The organism is Proteiniclasticum sp. C24MP (assembly GCF_043951855.1).
GTDB lineage: Bacteria > Bacillota > Clostridia > Clostridiales > Clostridiaceae > Proteiniclasticum.
The window spans coordinates 77,391-97,449 of sequence record NZ_JBINJW010000003.1 but is presented as its reverse complement, the minus strand read 5'-3'; the positions used below and the strand labels follow the sequence as shown (position 1 = coordinate 97,449).

Here is a 20,059-nt window from a genome sequence, read left to right as displayed (position 1 = left end):
TCCTAATACAATTTACCTTTTTCTATGAATTTGGATACGGCGATGGTGGCGATGAACCCCATCATGGAATAGATCAGCGCCACATCTATGAATGCGTTCTGCTCTGTGATGACGGATATGAGGGCGATCAGCACCGTTACCTTGGTGGTGATCACATTGATGGAAACGACTCGATCTGCTGCGGTGGGACCCACATAAGCTCTGTAAAGACAGACGAAAGCCAGAAGAGCCAGAAAAATCGTCATGCCTGTAAATACCTGTATACTCATCAGTCTCTTTCCTCCAGACGAAGAACATGTTCTTCCAGTGCACTTCCATTTAAACCTTCCGCCGCCTCTCTGGTCAGTGCATGAATGATGTATTCATCCCCTACAATATCCACCGTCAGTGTTCCAGGGGTAAGCGTCACCACATTCCCATAGAGCACCTTATTGAAATCCTTCCTGAACCGAACAGGGACCCTTACAAATGAGGGGTCTATGGGCATTTTGGGGTTCAGAACGATTTTCGCCACATTGATGTTCGACTTCACGATCTCCACAATGAGAACTGCGATCAGCGTCATGAAATGCCACAGAAATCCTAATGTCACAGGACCTCCATCCTCTCTGGTAAACAGGATGTCTTTATTGAAATATAGGATCATGATGGAGGATACTGTTCCAAGGAGAACAGATTCCACCGTAAGTTTTCCGTCGATGATCGCCCAGAAAAAAAGAAGAAGAAAAAACATGATCAGGATGTTTTTTCTTGAATTTAAAGCTGTCTTACTCATTGTGCACCCCACATAACTAATTTTAAAATAATGAACCTATACCTAACATTATATATGTACTTTAACGTAATTAGGTCTATTTTTCAACGAAATATGAGATTATAATGGTTTACAGCCTCAATATTGATATTTTCATAGTATTCATGGTAAAAAGAAGCTTCGGACCTTCGTCCGAAGCCATAAATCAGTATTCTATGCCGATTCTTGATAAGATTCCCTCATTGTAGTAATGCTTTCTATTTCTCATCTCGGTCACCAGATCCGCTTCATTCATAAGTTTTTCAGAGGCAGATCTCCCCGTGAGAATCACTTCCAGATATTTTGGTCTGTCCCTTAAGAAAGATACCACAGCCATTTCATCCACCAGACCGTTATGAATGGCAGCCATGATTTCATCTAGAACCAGTATGTCCATGGGGTCCGTTTCGATTCTTTTCTTCAGATCGCCCCATTCCCTCAGCGTTTTTGACTTCAGCTCAATCTGTTCATCTTCAGAAAGGGTAAGGAAAAAGCGAACGGTTTCCGCCAGTTTCAGGTGTATTATATTCTCATTCTCACTCATACTGATCTCCTCCCCAGTTCTGATTCCTTTCAGAAACTGAACGAAAAGGACTTTTTTCCCTCTTCCTGCCGCACGGAAGGACAGCCCCAAAGCGGCGGTCGTCTTTCCCTTGCCTTCTCCTGTATAAATCTGCACAAATCCTTTTTCCATTTCAATCTCCTTTTATACTCAGTTCGGTTGGTATGACATGGGGTTTCCCCGAAGATGGATTTCTGATGATCATGCACTCCGTATTGTAGAGTTCTCGGATCATCTCTTCTGTAATCACCTCTTCAGGTGGACCCATGGCCTTTATTTCACCCTTGTTCAGCAGCATCAATGAATCACTGAACTCGATGGCAAGATTGATATCGTGAAGCACAGCTACCACTGTGATCTCCTTGGATTTTGAGAAGCCTGACACGGTCTTCAATATGCCAATCTGATGATGGATGTCCAGATGGGATACCGGTTCATCCAAGAGCATGATACCCGTATCCTGAACCATAGCTCGAGAAACTATGGCTCTCTGCAGTTCTCCGCCACTGATGCTCCGTACTGATTTGTCTTTCAGTCTCCATGTATCTGTGATTTTCATGGCACTCTCCGCCAGCTTAAGATCACTGCCGCTTTCCGTTTCGAAACGCTTCAGATATGGGGACCGCCCCATGAGGACCATATCAAGCACTGAAAAGTCAAAATCCATGTGTGTTTCCTGTGGAACCACAGAAAGACGTTTTGAAAGCTCCTTCACAGAGATGGATGTGATGTCTTCACCATTTATATATACGCATTCTTTATTATTTTTATATATTTTTTGTATATTTTTAAGCAGCGTGGTCTTTCCTGAGCCATTGGGTCCTAATATACTATAGAATTTTCCTTTCTCCAGAGAAAATTCAATCCCTCTTAATACAGGACTTTCTTCATAGGCAAAGTCCAGTTGATCTACAGAGATGGCTATCATAAAGAAATCCCCCTTATTTTGGTTCTACGCAGAAGGAATATGAAATAGGGTGCACCAAAAAGCGCGGTAATGGCACCTACAGGTATTTCCATTGGCGCCAGCAAGGTTCTGGCAATAGTATCGGACAGAATCATAAACACTGCTCCACCCAGGGCAGAGAAGGGAATGAGCACACGATGGTCCGGACCCAGCAGCAGTCTTACCGCATGGGGAACGATGAGGCCCACAAATCCGATGATTCCGCTGGAAGATACAATGAATGCGATCATCAGGGAAGAGACAACCAGCAGCATTTTCTTCGTCTTTTCGATTTCCACGCCCAGGTTGTGTGCTGCATCATCCCCCGCCATCATCAGATTGAGATCTTTCGCATAGAACAGAATGACAAGCGTTCCGATACTGACCACAGGAAGGAGATACAGAATCTGCTCCCATCTGGCTGCCGCCACAGAGCCCATGGTCCAGAAGATGATGGTGTCGGCCTGATCTCTGTTGAAAATCATCAGTACGGAAATCATGGCCGAAGCCATGGCGCTGACAGCCACCCCAGCCAGAAGCAGGGTCACTGCCGGAATCCTTGTCCCGACTTTTGCAATCTCGTATACACAGACCACTGTCATGACTGCACCCAGAAAAGCCATGAACTGAACGGATAGAAACAAACCAGGCAGAAAGCCGGACCCAAGGGTTATGGCAATGCTTGCACCCAATGCGGCACCTGAAGAAACTCCTATTACATAGGGATCCGCCATGGGATTTTTGAACATGCCCTGAAAGGCCGCACCGACCACTGAAAGGCCCATTCCGATGATAGCCGATAGAATCACTCGGGGCAGCCTTATATTCAGCATAATGATTTCATGGGTCTTTAGTCCATCCTCTTGAATCAGATCTCCAGCAACAGGCACTTTCTTCAATAGAACAGCCAGTGCATCCAGAAAAGATATTTCCGCTGCACCAAGTGTGCTCACAAAGATCATCAGCATCAGAAGTCCGAGAAGAAGCAGGAAGAAAAGAGATCGGTAAAACCCTTTTCTTTCAACAAAACTCATCTTCCCACCTATTTGAACGCATCCGGATGAATGAGTCTGGCCAGTGCGCTGAATCCTTCCGCAAGTCTTGGACCTTGCCTGTCTATGAGATTGTTGTCTATTTCAAAGACATTTCCTTCCTTCACGGCACGCAGATCCTTATATCCGTTTGCTTCCATCACACCGCTTTTCGCATCATAGTGTTCTGACACGATGAGCAGATCCGGATCATGTTCGACGATTTTTTCTATGCTGTAGCTCCAGCCTTCCACATCATCCGCGATGTTTCTGCCATTGGCCATACCGATCATCTCACTGATGAACGTATCTCCGCCTGCTGTATAATCTCCAAACTCGCCATACCCGACAACGTAGTACACACTGGGGGCCTCCAGTCCCTTGACCTTCTCCGTGACCTCAAGAATAGAAGCCTTCATCCCTTCTATCAGCTGCTCTGCAGTGGTGCTTTCATCTGTGATTTCACCAAGCGCCTCTATGACACCGAAGACTCCTTCAAAGCTGTCATTGGGATTCAGTACAATCACCTGTATATCCAGGTCACTCAGTTTTTCATAGACTTCCTCACTGAAGTGTGTGGAAGCAATGACAAGATCCGCCTCAAGTTCCACAATCTTCTCGATATTCGGCTCCTTCAGACTGCCAATGGATTCCACATCAGCTGTTTCCAGGGGATAATCACAGTAATCCGTTCTGCCTACCAGATACTCTTCCGCATTCAAGGCAAAGATCGTCTCTGTAATGCTCGGAGCAACGGAAACGATTCTTTCCGGTTTCTTCTCAAGGACCACCGCAGTGCCGAAGGAATCTTCTATGGTTAACGGATACATCGTATGCTCTTCATTCACTTCCTCCCCGCCTGCTGGTGTTTCGATGGTTTCACTCTCTATAGGTGCTTCCGCTTCTTCTTTCACGCCGCATCCGGTGAAAACTCCCGCAGTAAGGATTAGTCCAGTCAGTAAGGCTACTATCTTTCTTTTCATTTCAATCACTCCAGTTTATTATTTTTATCTATCTGATTTTTTCTTTTTTCCTGATTCAAGCTAACGCTCCGCTCGATCTTCTCCAGTTCAGCTAGAAGCTTCCTGTTTGAAGCGTGGTCCTTGATGGCGATTCTGAAGGCGTTGTCGCTGAGCCCTTTGAATCCGATGGGAAGTCGGATCAGAAGTCCTGCCTCAAGAAGCATCTCCTGAATCTTCTCCGCTTTATGACTCTTCGAAGTCAGCAGTATGAAATTTGATTCCGTGGGAAGAAAAGTGAAGTCTGTGAGCTTCTCCAGTTCCATCATGATAAAAGCGCTCTCCTCCAGAATCCACCGCCTTGTCGCTTCCTGATAATTTCTGTCATGAAGCACGGTCTGCCCTGCAAGGTCGGCTATGGAATTGATGTGCCAGGGTTCCATGAGCTCCTCCACTTCACTGGCCAGTTTCTTCTGATGAAACACACCATACCCCAGACGGATTCCAGGCATGCCGAAGTATTTCGTAAGCGCTCTGATGATGATGAAATTTCCCTCTTTTGCATCCATGACGCTTGTTTCCGGATAGTCCTTCGTAAATTCAATGAAGGTTTCATCAACCAGGAGGTATCCCTGTTTCTCCTGAATCAATTTTCCCAGCACAAGGAGCTCTTCTTTAGAGGTCAGCGTACCGGTGGGGTTGTTCGGATTGCATACTATGACCAGGTCCTTCTCCTCCAGAAGATTCGCAAGCGCTTTAACGTCAAGCTTTCCCTTCCCGTCATAGAGCACTTCTTCCCGTACGGGAATCCCAGCCATCCTGGCGGCTCTTTCGTATTCCGAGAAAGTAGGGCATGCTATGAGCACGCTTCTCACTGGGAGCGCCTGTATGGTTTTGTAGATCACTTCGATGGCACCATTCCCCAGAACTAGATGGGCTTCCTGGTCCAGCTGAAGATACTTCCTTATGGATGCCTTCAGTTTTCTGTAGTGTCTGTCCGGGTATCTGGTGAGGCTGGACAGGTCCTTCGTGAGAATTCTACTGAAATGCTCCGGAATACCCAGGGGATTGATGTTGGCGCTGAAGTCCGTCATTTCTTCTTTATACTGGTAGATATCACCACCATGATAATTCAAAACAAATCACCTCCTTTCAAAATCAGTACATGGATGAGGCTACAGGTAAGCGCAAAGAGAAGCGTGGCAGTATACATCAGCTGATGGACCCTTCTGATGTCTTCCACTTCCGGAAGTCTTCTTTCATCCCCAATGAATGGTTTCTGAACGGTCTTTCCGGCATAGATTGCATCTCCTCCAAGCTGAATGCCCAGCGCTCCTGCTGCAGCTGCCTCAGGATGAGCGGAGTTGGGACTTTTATGATTTCTTCTGTCCCGTCTCCATATATGAAAACTTCCTTTGAAGGAATACCCGGGCTGAAGCGAAGACAATATAAGTGAAAGTGCTGTGAGGCGTGCGGGAATGTAGTTCAGAAGATCATCCATTTTTGCTGAAACATAGCCTAAATCTCCGTACCGCTCATCTTTGTACCCCACCATGGAATCCAGCGTGTTCACAGCTTTGTAGGCCCAGAGAAGCGGGGCTCCTCCAAGAAAAGCATAGAACAGCGGCGCGATGACGCCATCTGACGTGTTTTCTGCGACGGTTTCCACTGCGGCTCTGATGATGCCCTCCTTATCAAGAGATTCTGTATCTCTTCCTACAATGTAGGACAGATGTTTTCTGGCTTCCCGAAGACTTCCACTTTGAAGGGGCACAATCACTTTTCCGCTTTCTCTTTCCAGGGACCTGGCCGCAAGGCCAAGCCAGATCAGGAGGGTCTGAAGCGCGATGAGAAGAAACGAATGGATTCCCGCAGCGATGAGAAGCAGACCATAGACCACAAGAAAGGTTCCAAATACCGTGACGATCCATAGGAGAAGCCCCCATACCCTCAAATGTCCTGGAGATGACGTCTTCTCTCTGATTCGTTTTTCCGCTTTTGAGATGAAAAGACCGATGCCTCTGACCGGATGATAGATCCTTTCAGGGTCTCCCAGGAAAAAATCCATCATCAGCGCAAGGAGAACATAGACCGCTTCAGGTTTCAGCAAGTATCGCATAGATTTCCTCCATGTCCGTATTCTCGCGTACGATCTGTGCCAGTTTATCCAGTTCTTCCTCCCGATGGTCCCAGTAATCGGTGATTGTTTCCTCTATGGGAGGAATGCCTTTCCTCGCGCAGAGATCATCCAGAAGGGATCTGGTGAAACTTGCGCTTTCAAAGATTCCATGAACATAAGTGCCGAATAAACCCCTCTCCCTGTCCATGACCCCTTCCTCTACAGGATCCACTTCCTTATTGCTTCTTTTTGTGATGGTCAGAAGCGGGGAATACTTCTCTTTGTGCAGGCTTTCACCCATATGGATCTCATAGCCCGAAATCTTCGCGTCACCATAACCACTGGTGCCTTCCACGAGAAACGTCTTCTTCTCCTCCGCAAACCGGGTCTCCATCTTAAGTAGACCAAGCCCCTCAGTCACCAGCCTTTTCGTTTCCACACCATAGGGATCACAGATGCTTTCGCCCAGCATCTGATAACCCCCGCAGATGCCCATGATGGGCGTCCCAACCTTATGAGATCTCAGAATCCTTTCATCCATTCCGCTTTCTTTCATTTTCCGAAGATCCTCCACCGTGGACTTGGTTCCAGGCAGTATGATCAGATCCGGATGACCGATTTCCTCCTGAAGCCCCACAAATCGCAGCTTGACCTCCCCCAGAACGGAAAGAGGCTGGAAATCTGTGAAGTTCGAGAGATGAGGAGCCCTTATCACCGCAATCTCAAGCTTGGGTTTTGCTGATTCCGAAAATTTCATCAGATCCATGGCACTGTCTTCCTCATCAAGATCCAGTGAGAAATAGGGAATGATGCCCAGAACGCGGATGCCGATGAGCCCTTCCAGCTCTTCTATGCCTGAGGTGAGAAGAGTGGGGTCTCCTCTAAATTTATTGATGATGACCCCTTTGATTCTTTTCCTTTCCCTTTCCTCCAGCAGCATCACTGTGCCGTAGATGGAGGCGAAGACACCTCCCCGGTCGATGTCCGCCACAAGGATCACCGGCGCATCCACCATTTCCGCAAATCCCATATTGACGATGTCGTCGGTTCTGAGGTTGATTTCAGCGGGGCTTCCCGCCCCTTCAATGACCATGATGTCGCTTTTTTCCGAAAGCTCTTCATAAGCGGAGAGAATCACTTCCTTCAGTTCATGCTTGCAGCGAAAGTAATCTGATGCATTCATATCCTTCACCGCCTTCCCCATGACAATGACCTGAGACTTCTGGTCTGTCGTAGGCTTCAGAAGAATCGGATTCATGGACACGTGGGGTGCTTTTCTGGACGCCTGCGCCTGCAGAACCTGTGCTCTGCCCATTTCATGTCCCTCTGTGGTCACATGGGAATTCAGTGACATGTTCTGGGATTTGAACGGAGAAACGATGTATCCGTCCTGTGTGAAGATGCGGCAGAAGGCTGCCGCCAGAATACTTTTTCCTACTGAGGAAGACGTCCCCTGGACCATGATGTTTCTGCTCATAAATTATCCCTCCCTGATGTTCATTCGTTCTATGGTTGTGTGGCCGGAGTCTTTCAGAAGAACGCTGTACGCTCCATGCTGAAAGCTGAAGTTCCAGAAGAGAGCGTCCTCTCCAGTGAGAAGCAGGGATGTCAGAAGCTGCAGCACCCCTTTGTGCGTGACGATAAGGACATTTTTCTTCTCTTCCGTCAGCACCGCTTCATAAAAACCACGGACTCTGGCATAGAAGTCCCAGTACTTTTCACCGCCTGGCGGTGCATAGTTTCTGTAGTCCGAAGACCAGTTGCTGAATTCTTCCGGGAATTTCTCCATACACTCCGTATAATGCATCCCTTCCCAGAGACCAAAATCCATCTCCAGAAGCGCTTCCGATGTCTTCAGGTCTTTTCTTCCTGTGATGAGCCTTGCTGTATCCGTGCACCTTTTCATGGGACTTGCATAAATCTCGTCAAAATCAATTCCCGATAGCAGTCCGCCCAGCTTCTTGCTCTCCAGTATGCCTTCCACATTCAGCGGACAGTCCGTGAGTCCGAAGTAGATGCCTGTCTTGTTCCAGTCCGTGGTGCCGTGTCTTACAAAATAGTATCGGGTCATAGCAGTCCACCTCCCTGAAGCAGTAGAATCAGAGGCAGAAAGAGGAGCTCTGCCATCTCATTCATGGCACCTAGTGTATCTCCGGTGAGTCCGCCCAGAAGTTTTTCCAGATGTCTTCTGAAAAGCAGCATCATGAGAAAGACCAGAATAAGCGCAAGCACGCCGGAAAGACCATTAAGAGCATATAGAAGCATCGCCCCACCTGCCCCTGCATAGATGGATTCTCTCCGCAGAGTCTTTCCGATGAACAGGTTTCCCAGTCCATCTTCTCTTGCATACCGGCTGCCCCAGAGCATCATCGCCATGGATGTCCTTCCGACCACAGGCAGGACCACAAGAATCTGGATCAGAAGCGACTTCTCCACTTCCAGAAGAAAGAGAAACTTCAGCAGAAGAAACAGAATCAGTGCAAGAACTCCATGGGTCCCGATGCGACTGTCTTTCATGATGAGGAGCATCTGTTCTCTTCTTCGCGCTGACAGGATCCCATCCATGGTATCTGCAAGGCCATCCAGGTGCAGCCCGCCGGTGAGATGAATGACGAAGGCCATGGAGACAGCCACAGCGACTTCTCTGCTGAAAAACCGCAATGCCAGCACTGCCACCGCCGCCTGAAGCAGCCCCACTAGAAGGCCTGCTAGCGGAAAGAGACGGACGCCTTTTCTCAACCTTTCCGCATCAAATCCGATTCTTTCCGGAATCGGGATTTTCGTGAAGAGAGAAATCAGCTGCAGAAAAACACTCATGAGAGATTCCCCTCCTTGATCTTCAGCGGAACGCCTGATACCAGGAGGTAGACTTCATCCGCCTCTCTGGCAAGCATCTGATTAATGCGGCCGGCCAGGTCACGGAACTGTCTTGACAAAGCCGTCTCCGGAACCAGTCCCATGCCGATTTCATTGGTGACCAGGATGAATGTGTGAGACATGCTCCGCGCTCCATCAAGGAGCTTCTGAAGCCCCATCGCAGCCTCTTTCTCAAAATCCGCCCAGAACTGTTCCGAGGACTGGTCTTCCTCAAAATCCAGATGCTGAAACAGAAGATTGGTCAGCATCACCGTGATGCAGTCCAGAAGAATCCCCTGATATTCCCGATTCTTTTCGGAGAGCTTTCTTTCCAGATCAGAAAAGGCTTCCAGCGTTTCCCATGAAGAAGGTCTCTGGGCTTTATGATGCGCAATCCGTCTCTCCATCTCCTCATCCAGGGGAGTAGCTGTGGCGATATAGAGCACCGCGTCTCTTCCAGAGAGCAATTTCTCCGAGAATCCGCTTTTCCCGCTTCTCGCGCCTCCGGTTACCAGTATGACTTTTCCCATAAGCTCAACCCCTTTCCTTTCTCACAAATTCACCCACTACATGGACCGGCATTTCCGCATCCTTTCTCAGTGTTTCTACCTCACTTCTATCAAGCGTGATGAGCGCTGACGTGGCCGGCCCTGAAGATGCATGAAGATCCACCGGATTGGATTCTGCTTCCAGAAATACCAGCCCTGTCCGTTTCTCCAGAAGGCGGATCTCCTGGATGATGCCCTGGGACCCTGCCGGAATCACCTCATGGATATAGTCTTTTCCCAGGAGCTTCGTAAGCGTCTTCAGACCGAACAGCTCTGAGCGCTTCGCTTCCAGGACGCTTTCCCCCATCAGGGGCTTTCCTATGACCACCGCCTGGTCCCCCTCAAAGGTTTCGGGAAAAAAGAAGTCTTTCTTCGCCGCTTTCCCCATAACCGTGATGCCTATGGCGGTCTGAGAAACCATGATGTTTTCCTCCGTACTGCCAGTGATCTCCACCTGGTCCCCATCTTCCAGAAGGCTGAGTGCATCATGAATTCCTTTCAGGATTTCTTCTCCCGAAGGATGCATCTCCACAGACAGGGTGTTGCAGAGAACCAGAGGGAAAACACCAACGCTCAGCATTTCCAGAAGAGCCACCTGCGCTGTATGAAAGCCAAGAACTCTCGGCGATACAGGTACAGCGTCCCGCTTCCTATTTCCAATGCCTCCTGAGCTGTCGCAGGAAACCACCAGATAGCTTTCCTCATCCCACGGTATCAGCGTAAGATCACGATACTTCATGATGACCTCCCAGAACATGTCTTGCCTTCAGGACTTTATACAGCACCACCGCCCCTGCTGCATTCACAAGGGAAGTGAGGGTCAGGGGAAGGATCAGTGCAAAGAACATGATCTTTCCAGAAAAACCCAGTCCAAGCACAGCTGCAAGATACGATGCCCCCAAGGTGCTCACGGGACCATTCATGAAAACCCCCGTCAGAGTCGCCAGAAAAAGATTCACCTTTTCTGCAATGCAACCGAAGAGCCCAATGGTCATAGCCATCAGGGCAGCGATGAAAAGATGCATCGGCAGCGACATGGGAAACCCGCTGGTCACCGCCGTGAGCAGATGTCCGGCAAATCCGATAACTGCGCCGGGAAGCGGTCCCAGAAGCAGTGCACCAAGATATGCAGGCAGTGCATCCAGTGCGATGGTGCCTTGGATTTTCACAAGAGAACCCATATAGGAAAATGCCACCAGAAGGCTCATGAGAACAAGGACCTGATTCTTCGTTTTTATCACTGATTGAGATTTTTCCATTATTTCGACTCCTTTCTTTTCACCAGCAGCTGAGCGATGTCACCCACTGCATGGAGATTGCTGTAGAAATGTATATGAGCATAGGCTCCCTGCACGTTTTTTCTTCTCTGACCGCATGTCCAGTGCGTCATGCTTTTCATGTGATCCGGCTTTTTAAGAGACAGAGAATGCTTCACGCAGGCCCGGCCGATCCACCTGGAATGATGAAACTCATGGCCCCGAAATACTGCTCCGTTTTCAGCTGTCACTTCCGCATAGCCGAAACGCTGGAGTTTCTTCGTCATTTCACAGTGTCCTCCAAGAAATCCCACCATGTCATGAAACGCTCCTTCCCCATCAAGAATCCCCTGGGTCAGATACATATAGCCTCCGCATTCCGCATAGACAGGCATTCCATCTTCCATGGCCTCATATAGGGACTTCCGGAAAGAGAGGTTGGAAGAAAGCTGCACTGCATACACTTCCGGAAATCCTCCGCCCAGATAGACCGCATCCAGGTCTGAAGGAAGTGCTTCATCCTTCAGTGGACTGAAGGGTATGATGTCCATCCCCAAATACTCCAGAAGCTCCAGATTGTCCCTGTAGTAGAAGGAAAAGGCATCATCCTTCGCCAGGCCGATCCGAAGTCCTGCCCCCATGTTTTTCAGATCTTCTCGAGGGTCTTTCAGATTCTCTCCTCTGGTGCCTGACGCTGCGATTCTTTCCAGACCATCCAGATCCACGTACTTCTCCATGAGAGAGACTGTCTTTTCCATCACGGTATCTGCACCCCGGGACTCATTTTCCGGAACAAGGCCCAGGTGTCTCGAGGGAAGATGAACATCCGGATCATTCGGAACATAGCCCAGACAGGGTATTCCAGTCCTTTTCTCTACTGCGTCTCTTATGAGTCTGTAGTGAGATTCCGAGGAGACACGATTCACAATCACACCCGCCAGATTCAACTCTTTGTCGTATTCCCTGAATCCAAGGACTACGGCAGCAGCTGAGCTGCCTGTCTTTTCCCCGTCAATGATGAGAATCACGGGAAGGTGCAGGATTTTTGCCGTATGCGCCGTACTCCCAGTACACTTTTCATCCCCTGTTCCGTCATAGAGGCCCATGACCCCTTCCACCACGGCAAAGTCCCCCTTTTCCATATGATGTCCATAAAGAAACCTCGTATGGGATTCACCCGCCATCCATATATCCAGGTTCACAGAGGACAATCCTGTCGCCGCTTTATGAAATCCGGTATCGATATAGTCAGGACCTGCTTTGAAAGGAATCACTTTGTGTCCTCTTCTTTTCAATGCCCCCATGATCCCTGTGCTGATCGTTGTCTTCCCTGTGCCACTTCCTGTTCCTGAAATCATGATCTGTTTCAATTAATAACCCCCCAGAAAAAAAATAAAAAACACATGGCGAAATCCATGTGTTTTTCTGCAAAAGAAAAAACTCACAAACCTCCCTCCGAAGTTATGAAAATGATGAACTACAATTAGGCAGGTCTCCTGACTTACAGATCACCTTACTCTCTTCACCTTCCCGAGCTTAACTCAGTGGTTATTGAAGATTTCATCCCTGTTCACAGTAGCGGGGGCTGTAGAGGATTCTAACCTCTTTCCCTATTAAATCTTTACCTGAAGTAAAGATACCTAATGTATTATTTCGTTTTGTGTTATATCCACAGTATAGTGCAGGTAGTATTATAATGTCAAAGGATTATTTTGACTGATCCGGATAAAAAAATATCAATGGCCTGATTCTCTGTCTTCCATTTCATTGCACCGGATAATCTGAAACGCTGTCTCCCAGCATGTTCCGGTCTGCAGAATGAATCACGTATCCACCTCAAGATAATAGAGGATATCCGTATCAAAGTCATAGACTGCCACGGTGAAGTTGTAGGATGGTAAGGCCAGCAGCTCCTTCAGACTGCCTTCAGGCAGCCTGTCTTCGAAATACCAGTATCCGTTTTCTATACGAGGCATAGAAAGAAGTTCAGCATACTCATAGGTATAAAGAATACCGTCCTTAACCCCGCCGTACATCATAATGTCAAGGCTTTCCTCAAGCGGCAGTCTCAGCCAGTTCATGTTCTCTGATATTTCAGCTCGAACGTCTTTCGAAGCGTCTTCGTGAAACGCTACAATGGCAGTTGTCTCGCCATCTCCATGAAATCCACCATGGGTATCCTCATAGTCGATTCTCATAGAATGAGGTATAGAGATCCCTGTTGAATCACTGATTCTTTTTTGGATTGACAGCGGATGACAACCAGTGAGAATCAGAAAAGAAGTAAGCATCAAAGCTATATGGATCCATCTTTTAGCCATACTGTATCTCCTTCCAGTTCTTATAATCAGGACGGAATCCTGTTGTCATCTTCATGAATCCTATCCCGATTTCTGCTGTATTCACAGGACATTTCCGGATCAGCCTCAAGAGATTTCATCCTCTATTTTTTTCCGATGAAAAGCAGATGATTGCTTCTTCCAAGCATTTCCGGTTTCTCACAAGTGTAGTAATGATAGTCAAGATACTTCGCATAAGAGACTTCATCAAGAGCATTCACCTCATCCTGCATCAGTTCCGAGACCCCATCAGATGCCACTTCCCCCATCACCTTGATGTCTGCTGATTTCAGCATGGTTCTGCACTGGTCCAGGGTGAAAAAGACAAATGGGAAATCATTCACCTTGAAAGTGTCATGATCATAGGTGTCCTCCAGAAAGAAGTTCTTCCTGTATTTGAACTCCGTCAGAATGACCATGTCATTGCTGATAAAGGAGAAGAACAGTGTCCCGTCATCTTTCAGCACTCTTTTCGCTTCACTGATGCACTTCTGCCTGTCCTCTTCCCTGCTTAGATGATACAACGGACCAAACAGTAGAACGATGTCAAAAGATGCGTCCCCATACATGGATAAGTCGATGGCATTCCCCTGAACCAGAGAAAGGTTCATCTCACTATTCAGTTTCTTTCTGAATGCCCGGATATTCACTTCGGATAGCTCCAGTGCATGCACTTCGTAATTGCTCTTCGCAAAATGAATGCTGTACTCACCTGCTCCAGCACCGATGTCCAGGATTTTCATCCCAGGCTCAAGATACTTCTCAATGTATCTCACAGTGGTCAGAAACTCCACCCGGGCAGCCTGTGACCAGCTTAGCCTGGTATTTTCCTGGAAGATTTCATAAGTTGCAGCAATACGCTCAAATTCATTATCCATTTTCTTCAGTTTTTCAAAATCCATTCACATGATTCCCCAATTGTACTGTTTTTTTCTAGTCTTCCATCTCGTCCCGGAATTCCAGTATATCACCTGGCTGACAGTCCAGTGCTCTGCAGATGGCATCCAGCGTTGAAAAACGCACCGCTTTCGCTTTTCCTGTCTTCAGATTCGAAATATTGGCCATGGTGATTCCAACCCGCTCAGACAGTTCTGTGACACTCATCTTTCTTCTGGCAAGCATGACATCCAGGTTCACAATGATTCCCATATCTTCACCTCTTATACGGTGAGATCATTTTCTTCTTTGATCTCAAGCGCCTTTCGTAATAATTCTTCCAGTATCCCACTTATGAGTCCGATCATGAGGGATGCAAGCATGATGATGATGCCAAGCAGTGCTATTCCCGGAGCCATGTCCACCAGAGTATTGAGGATGATGCCTCCGGTAAGATAAAGCAGAGAAATGATGAATGCACTCATCTTGATTCTCTTGAGATGAAGAACCGACAGATCCGAGAAGGCATCATTCAATGCTACTCTTCTGCTTAACCGAAGTCCTTCCACAATGGCACAGAGAAAAGGGATCAGCGTCACATAAATGGCTACAAGAAGCGGATACTGCAGATATGCATATTCTGGTGCATCTTCAGCAAAAACGGCTGCTGTCTGCGGCAGCCAGAATGCTGCAAGCAGTACTATACATAGGGTGATAAACAATACTCCGATCTGAAATAAGGAAATGCTCATTCTCTTCATAAATAAACCTTCTTTCTTACATAGTGAATATACTTTATTTCATAAATACTATATCATTAATTTTATCGATAATCAATAATATTTTATTGTTTAAAGCAAACAGAGCTGACAGAGACTTTTATCTCTGCCAGCTCTTCACCTGTATTTTTTATGAAACTGGATGGGATCTATTCCACTTCAGCCATTGCCACAGCAGTTTCCAGGGCAATCTTCATCATTTCCTTGAATGTTTCCTGTCTCTCCAGTGCAGTGGTCTCCTCTCCGGTGATCAGGCTGTCTGAAACCGTAAGCAGTGTAAGAGCATTGACACCAGCAAGCGCAGCTTCTGTATAAAGCGCTGCAGCCTCCATTTCCACTCCAAGTGTTCCTGCATCCATAAACAGCTTTGCTGCACCAGTTGTATCGTAGAAGATATCTGAGCTAAGCACGTTGCCTACATGTACATTGACCCCTAATTCCTTCGCCTTGGTATAAGCGGTGTGCAGGAGCTCAAAGCTTGCAGTTGGAGCGAAGTCCATGTTTCTGAATCTGTTCTTGTTTATGGAAGAAGTAGTGGATGCGGAGCTTGCCAGAATGACATCTCTGATTTTGACATGTTCCTGCATGGAACCGCAGCTTCCTACTCTCATCAGATTTTTTACGCCGTACTCGTGAATCAGTTCATGAACGTAGATGGAAATGGATGGAATACCCATTCCTGTTCCCTGAACAGAGACCTCCACACCCTTGTAGGTTCCTGTATATCCCAGCATCCCTCTGACGTTGTTGTACTGCTTCGGATTTTCCAGGAATGTCTCAGCAATGAACTTTGCTCTTAGCGGATCTCCCGGCAGTAGTATTGTTTTTGCGATATCGCCTTTGTTTGCACCAATATGTGTTGACATAACATACCTCCAATTTTCTTTTAACATGCTGAAGTGCAGAAAAGCCTGTTTTCGTTTCTTCAGCCTGCCTTTTCTCTCTTATTTTACCATGAGACGGGATAAATATCTTCCATAATCATTGATGAAGCGATATCCTTTCTCATGCTTCAGGCAATATCGCAAATTCATTTCACTTGAGCATGAAACTGTGACAATGATTCTTATATATTCGAACGCTCGTTTGATTATTGCCTCTATACATGATATAATCACTATAAAATAATCTTGAGGTGAGTGCTATGAAAAAAGGTCAATTAAAGAAGGAGCTGGTTTACAACTATGTTCTTTCCTATACAGAAGCCAAAGGATATCCACCATCAGTACGAGAAATCTGTACGGCTTTAAATATCAAATCCACATCGTCAGTGCATTCCTATCTTCTTCAGCTGGAGGAGGACGGAAAACTTGAAAGGGATCCATCAAAACCAAGAGCGCTTATGATTCCTGAACTGATGAACAAGCAGATTGAAATGATTCCGATTCCTATGGTCGGAAAAATCACAGCAGGAGAACCTGTGCTTGCAGTGGAAAATGTCGAAGATTACTTTCAGATTCCTTTGAAATTTGTGAAACACGATAATGATCTTTTCATCCTTAAAGTGGAAGGCGAAAGCATGATCGAAGCCGGAATTCATGATGGTGATTTCGCCTTCATCGAAAAAGCGAGCAGCGCCAATAACGGAGACATTGTTGTAGCGCTCATCGGAAGCGATGCGACCATCAAAAGATATTTCAAGGAAAAGAACTATATCAGACTTCAGCCGGAAAACGCCAGCATGTCACCTATCATCGTCACCGAGTGTGAAATCATCGGTAAGCTTGTAGGCCTATACAGAAAATACTGATTTGGATCAAATACAAAATCCTCTGGTTTCCCAGAGGATTTTTTTCATGTGTATTTACTTTGATGAGTCTTTCGCATCAATATATTCCTTGTCGATTTTCTTCTGGTCCAGAATCAGTTTCAGAACTTTGATTCTTCTTCCTGACATCTGCTGTACCTTGAACTCATGTCCCTGATAGAAGATGGAATCTCCCTTCTTCGGTACTCTTCCAAGACGTTCAATGACATATCCGCCTATGGAATCCGCATTGTCTGTTTCAATCTCGAATCCAAGAGCATCATTGAAATCATCCACTGAAACCAGCGCATCGATGAGGTAGATGTTATCCGTCACTTTATTGATGTATTCATCAAATACATCATGTTCATCATAAATGTTCCCCACAATCTCTTCCAGAATATCTTCTATGGTCACAATTCCTGAGAATCCGCCGTATTCATCCAGAAGGATCGCCATCTGGGCATTGGCCACCTGCATTTCCTTGAAAAGATCATCTATGTATTTGTTTTCCGGTGCAAAATAAGGTTTACGGAGAAGATCTTCCAGATTATGCACTTTTCCCTTATTGATCAGCTGCCTGAAGAGATCCTTGATGTAGAGAATTCCTACCACATTATCTACTTCATCCAGATAAAAAGGGATTCTGGAATAGTTTCCGTTGGTTATTTTCGTTATGACATTATTGATCGGCTCAATGATCTCTATCATTTCGACTTCTGTTCTCGGTGTCATGATTTCTCTTGCAAGGCGATTGTCGAACTCGAATATACCATCCAGCATATCCCGTTCCGTCTCATTGATGACCCCCTTTTCCCTACCAACTTCAATGATGGATCGGATCTCTTCCAGTGAAACCTCTTCTTCCAGCGTATCACTGTCCACGCCGACCAGACGAGCAAATATATTGGTGGAAAATGAAAGCAGCAGCACAAACGGCTTGAATATAGTCGATATCACGCCGATGATCCCTACTGTAGCCATGCCGATTTTTTCCGAATTCTGGAGCGCGATCCTCTTAGGAACCAGTTCTCCGAAAACCAGCGTGAAGTAGGAAAGAATAATCGTAATGATTATGATAGAAGCCTGCTCAGGCAACTTCAATCCTATTGATGAGGTGAAATCCGACAAATGCACTGCAAGCCCTGTCGCAGCCTGTGCACTGGCAAGAAATCCTGCCAAAGTAATACCTACCTGTATTGTAGAAAGAAAATTACTTGGTTTCTCCAGAATCTTCAAGAGCTTTTCGGCTTTCTTATTTCCTTTTTCAACCATCATGCTGATTCGCACTTTATTTGCAGAAACCATTGCCATTTCAGCCATGGCAAAGAAAGCGTTGATCAGGATGAGTACGACAATAAACAATAACTGGGAACCTAAATCACTTGAATCCATAAATTTTATCTAGGTCAAAATCTGACCTATCTTAATCTCCTTTTTCTTCATATTTTTTGAATGTTCTTTTTTTATATTGTGTTCATTATATCACACAGCGGGTATTTTTTTCAGAGAATCCTTGAGATTGCAATAAGAATTCCGATTTTTCCATGGTCGAAGCTCAGGCCACCCTGAAGATACGCTGTATAGGGTTCTCGGATCGGCGCATCACAGGACAGTTCTATGGAAGCACCCTGGATGAATGCACCAGCTGCCATGATCACCTGATCCTTGTATCCCGGCATATCCCATGGTTCACAGGTTGCATTGGAATCCACTGGAGCACCATACTGAATGCCCTTGACGAAATCTATGAGTTTGTCTTTATCTCTGAAAGTGATGGCCTGGACGATATCCGTCCTTTTCACTTCAGCTCTGGGATGCACTTCAAACCCAGCCAGTTCCATGATCTTAGCAGCATAGATTGCAGTCTTGAGCGCTTCGACAGATACCTGCGGGGCCATGAAGAGTCCCTGGTAGAAGCTTCTCATGACGCCAAAGGTCGACCCTGTCTCCCCACCCAGACCTGGTACTGTCAGTCTATAGGATGACAGATCCACCAGGTCACTTCTTCCTGCGATATATCCTCCTGTGGGCGATATCCCCCCACCGGCATTCTTGATGAGTGAACCTGCAACAATATCCGCACCTGCTTCGATGGGTTCACGCTCTTCAATGAATTCCCCATAGCAGTTGTCCACAAACACAATCACTTCAGGAAATTCCTTCCTGATCGTGCTGATTGCCTTTTCGATTTCTGCAATGGTGAAACTGTTACGGGATGTATACCCTTTGCTTCTCTGAACATGAAGCATTCTTACAGAAAGGTTTGCTCTTAAGGTTTTCAGCACTTCATCCGTCTGGATCGTATTGTCCTTCAGAGGGATTTCCTCATAGCTGATTCCGAAATCCTTCAGGGAACCGATATTCCCGTCTTCTTCCGTCTGATCAATTCCGATGACCCCAAGAATCGTATCATAGGGTCTGCCGGTGATGGCAAGCAGTGTATCCCCAGGTCTCAAGATTCCATAGAGCACGCTGGAGATCGCATGGGTACCGCTGACGAAATGAGGTCTCACCAGTGCTTTTTCCGCTTTGAAGACTCTTGCGTATACAAGATCCAGCGTATCTCTCCCCACATCTCCATATCCGTAACCAGTGGTATTGGTGAAATGATAATCGCTGATTCTTTCCTCCTGGAAAGCCTTCAGCACTTTAAACTGATTGTATTCTCTTATGTCCTCATACTCTTTGAATAACGGTTCAACTGCCTCCATGGCGCGATCGTGGAGTTCAAGAGCAGATGCGCTTATCTTATATTCATTCATCAGATATTCCTGAGATCTCGTATACATTCTTTTCTTCCTTTCCCGTCTATGTCCATCTGTTTATTCTGTTATTTATCACTGACATACAATTGAACAGTATACCACATTTTCTCCTCGATTTAAATGCGTTTTGCGTTTCGTAATATTCTTCACGCCAAAAAAGGCCATACCATAAATGATATGCCTTTTTTGAATCTACTCTATTTCTTCTTCATCGCCCAGTATGAGAACAGGTTTCCCTGGCGTGATTGTTGTAATCGCATGTTTATAGACAAGCATCTGCTTATCCTCTGTTTCCAGTACGATCACATAATTATCAAATCCTTTCACGATCCCCTTCAGCTGAAAGCCGTTGACCAGATGAATCGTTACCAGAATTTTTGTTTTTCGAGCCCCATTCAGGAATACATCCTGAAAATTATTGATTACTTTATTCATATTCATTCCCCCAACCTGTGATCTGCTAAATGTATTTTTATATAT

The 20,059-nt window shown here is 46.3% G+C and carries 24 protein-coding genes and 1 riboswitch; of the genes, 1 reads left to right on the top strand and 23 read right to left on the bottom strand.

The window, feature by feature from the left end; genetic code table 11:
- Window positions 1-2 precede the first annotated feature (2 nt).
- From ACHAL6_RS04625 to deoD, 20 genes are all read right to left on the bottom strand, one after another.
- Window positions 3-269: a monovalent cation/H+ antiporter complex subunit F gene (locus ACHAL6_RS04625; RefSeq protein WP_395269073.1), complete on the bottom strand. Its 267-nt coding sequence runs from the start codon at window positions 267-269 to the stop codon at window positions 3-5.
- Window positions 269-775, bottom strand: a complete 507-nt coding sequence (locus tag ACHAL6_RS04620; protein WP_395269072.1) for a Na+/H+ antiporter subunit E — start codon at window positions 773-775, stop codon at window positions 269-271. Before ACHAL6_RS04620 ends, ACHAL6_RS04625 begins: the two co-directional genes overlap by 1 nt.
- A gap of 184 nt (window positions 776-959) precedes the next feature.
- Complete coding sequence (locus ACHAL6_RS04615; RefSeq protein ID WP_395269071.1) at window positions 960-1,487, bottom strand: cob(I)yrinic acid a,c-diamide adenosyltransferase; 528 nt, start codon at window positions 1,485-1,487, stop codon at window positions 960-962.
- Between the two features lies 1 nt (window position 1,488).
- Window positions 1,489-2,283: an ABC transporter ATP-binding protein gene (locus ACHAL6_RS04610; protein WP_395269070.1), complete on the bottom strand. Its 795-nt coding sequence runs from the start codon at window positions 2,281-2,283 to the stop codon at window positions 1,489-1,491.
- Window positions 2,280-3,335 (bottom strand): FecCD family ABC transporter permease, encoded by a 1,056-nt coding sequence (locus ACHAL6_RS04605; protein WP_395269069.1) that lies wholly within the window; start codon window positions 3,333-3,335, stop codon window positions 2,280-2,282. Before ACHAL6_RS04605 ends, ACHAL6_RS04610 begins: the two co-directional genes overlap by 4 nt.
- 8 nt (window positions 3,336-3,343) lie before the next feature.
- Window positions 3,344-4,315, bottom strand: coding sequence for an ABC transporter substrate-binding protein (locus tag ACHAL6_RS04600; protein ID WP_395269068.1), 972 nt, complete (start codon window positions 4,313-4,315; stop codon window positions 3,344-3,346).
- Window positions 4,316-4,320: 5 nt separating this feature from the next.
- Window positions 4,321-5,427, bottom strand: a complete 1,107-nt coding sequence (cobD, locus tag ACHAL6_RS04595; RefSeq protein WP_395269067.1) for a threonine-phosphate decarboxylase CobD — start codon at window positions 5,425-5,427, stop codon at window positions 4,321-4,323.
- The gene (gene cbiB, locus ACHAL6_RS04590; protein ID WP_395269066.1) at window positions 5,424-6,410 is read right to left on the bottom strand and encodes an adenosylcobinamide-phosphate synthase CbiB; all 987 of its coding nucleotides are present in this window, start codon (window positions 6,408-6,410) and stop codon (window positions 5,424-5,426) included. Before cbiB ends, cobD begins: the two co-directional genes overlap by 4 nt.
- Window positions 6,388-7,887, bottom strand: a complete 1,500-nt coding sequence (locus tag ACHAL6_RS04585; protein ID WP_395269065.1) for a cobyric acid synthase — start codon at window positions 7,885-7,887, stop codon at window positions 6,388-6,390. The genes cbiB and ACHAL6_RS04585 overlap by 23 nt, the downstream gene beginning before the upstream one ends.
- A gap of 3 nt (window positions 7,888-7,890) precedes the next feature.
- Window positions 7,891-8,481, bottom strand: a complete 591-nt coding sequence (gene cobC / locus ACHAL6_RS04580) for an alpha-ribazole phosphatase (RefSeq protein WP_395269064.1) — start codon at window positions 8,479-8,481, stop codon at window positions 7,891-7,893.
- Window positions 8,478-9,227: an adenosylcobinamide-GDP ribazoletransferase gene (gene cobS, locus ACHAL6_RS04575; protein ID WP_395269063.1), complete on the bottom strand. Its 750-nt coding sequence runs from the start codon at window positions 9,225-9,227 to the stop codon at window positions 8,478-8,480. The genes cobC and cobS overlap by 4 nt, the downstream gene beginning before the upstream one ends.
- On the bottom strand, window positions 9,224-9,796 hold the full coding sequence (cobU, locus tag ACHAL6_RS04570; RefSeq protein ID WP_395269062.1) for a bifunctional adenosylcobinamide kinase/adenosylcobinamide-phosphate guanylyltransferase: 573 nt from the start codon (window positions 9,794-9,796) through the stop codon (window positions 9,224-9,226). The genes cobS and cobU overlap by 4 nt, the downstream gene beginning before the upstream one ends.
- Window positions 9,797-9,800: 4 nt before the next feature.
- Window positions 9,801-10,553 carry a hypothetical protein gene (locus ACHAL6_RS04565; protein WP_395269061.1) on the bottom strand — a complete coding sequence of 251 codons (753 nt, stop codon included), beginning with the start codon at window positions 10,551-10,553 and terminating at the stop codon, window positions 9,801-9,803.
- Window positions 10,540-11,073, bottom strand: coding sequence for an ECF transporter S component (locus ACHAL6_RS04560; protein ID WP_395269060.1), 534 nt, complete (start codon window positions 11,071-11,073; stop codon window positions 10,540-10,542). The genes ACHAL6_RS04565 and ACHAL6_RS04560 overlap by 14 nt, the downstream gene beginning before the upstream one ends.
- The gene (locus tag ACHAL6_RS04555) at window positions 11,073-12,440 is read right to left on the bottom strand and encodes a cobyrinate a,c-diamide synthase (RefSeq protein WP_395269059.1); all 1,368 of its coding nucleotides are present in this window, start codon (window positions 12,438-12,440) and stop codon (window positions 11,073-11,075) included. Before ACHAL6_RS04555 ends, ACHAL6_RS04560 begins: the two co-directional genes overlap by 1 nt.
- A gap of 98 nt (window positions 12,441-12,538) precedes the next feature.
- A riboswitch (cobalamin riboswitch) is annotated at window positions 12,539-12,729 on the bottom strand.
- 164 nt (window positions 12,730-12,893) lie between these two features.
- The gene (locus tag ACHAL6_RS04550) at window positions 12,894-13,391 is read right to left on the bottom strand and encodes a hypothetical protein (RefSeq protein WP_395269058.1); all 498 of its coding nucleotides are present in this window, start codon (window positions 13,389-13,391) and stop codon (window positions 12,894-12,896) included.
- Between the two features lie 122 nt (window positions 13,392-13,513).
- On the bottom strand, window positions 13,514-14,311 hold the full coding sequence (locus tag ACHAL6_RS04545; protein ID WP_395269057.1) for a class I SAM-dependent methyltransferase: 798 nt from the start codon (window positions 14,309-14,311) through the stop codon (window positions 13,514-13,516).
- A gap of 31 nt (window positions 14,312-14,342) precedes the next feature.
- On the bottom strand, window positions 14,343-14,558 hold the full coding sequence (locus tag ACHAL6_RS04540) for a helix-turn-helix domain-containing protein (RefSeq protein WP_395269056.1): 216 nt from the start codon (window positions 14,556-14,558) through the stop codon (window positions 14,343-14,345).
- 11 nt (window positions 14,559-14,569) lie between these two features.
- Window positions 14,570-15,046, bottom strand: a complete 477-nt coding sequence (locus ACHAL6_RS04535; protein ID WP_395269055.1) for a DUF2975 domain-containing protein — start codon at window positions 15,044-15,046, stop codon at window positions 14,570-14,572.
- 167 nt (window positions 15,047-15,213) lie between these two features.
- Window positions 15,214-15,930 (bottom strand): purine-nucleoside phosphorylase, encoded by a 717-nt coding sequence (deoD, locus tag ACHAL6_RS04530; RefSeq protein ID WP_395269054.1) that lies wholly within the window; start codon window positions 15,928-15,930, stop codon window positions 15,214-15,216.
- Window positions 15,931-16,208: 278 nt separating this feature from the next.
- On the opposite strand from deoD, the gene lexA reads away from it, so the two are divergent.
- Complete coding sequence (gene lexA / locus ACHAL6_RS04525) at window positions 16,209-16,814, top strand: transcriptional repressor LexA (protein ID WP_395269053.1); 606 nt, start codon at window positions 16,209-16,211, stop codon at window positions 16,812-16,814.
- 54 nt (window positions 16,815-16,868) lie between these two features.
- Here the strand turns inward: lexA and ACHAL6_RS04520 are convergent, their stop codons facing one another.
- The 3 genes from ACHAL6_RS04520 to hfq form a co-directional block, all read right to left on the bottom strand.
- Window positions 16,869-18,176: a hemolysin family protein gene (locus ACHAL6_RS04520; protein ID WP_395269052.1), complete on the bottom strand. Its 1,308-nt coding sequence runs from the start codon at window positions 18,174-18,176 to the stop codon at window positions 16,869-16,871.
- A 140-nt stretch (window positions 18,177-18,316) separates the two neighbouring features.
- The gene (locus ACHAL6_RS04515; protein ID WP_395269051.1) at window positions 18,317-19,603 is read right to left on the bottom strand and encodes an aminotransferase class I/II-fold pyridoxal phosphate-dependent enzyme; all 1,287 of its coding nucleotides are present in this window, start codon (window positions 19,601-19,603) and stop codon (window positions 18,317-18,319) included.
- Window positions 19,604-19,771: 168 nt separating this feature from the next.
- A complete protein-coding gene (gene hfq / locus ACHAL6_RS04510) occupies window positions 19,772-20,014 on the bottom strand; it encodes an RNA chaperone Hfq (RefSeq protein WP_395269050.1) in 243 nt (80 codons plus the stop codon).
- Window positions 20,015-20,059: the final 45 nt, after the last annotated feature.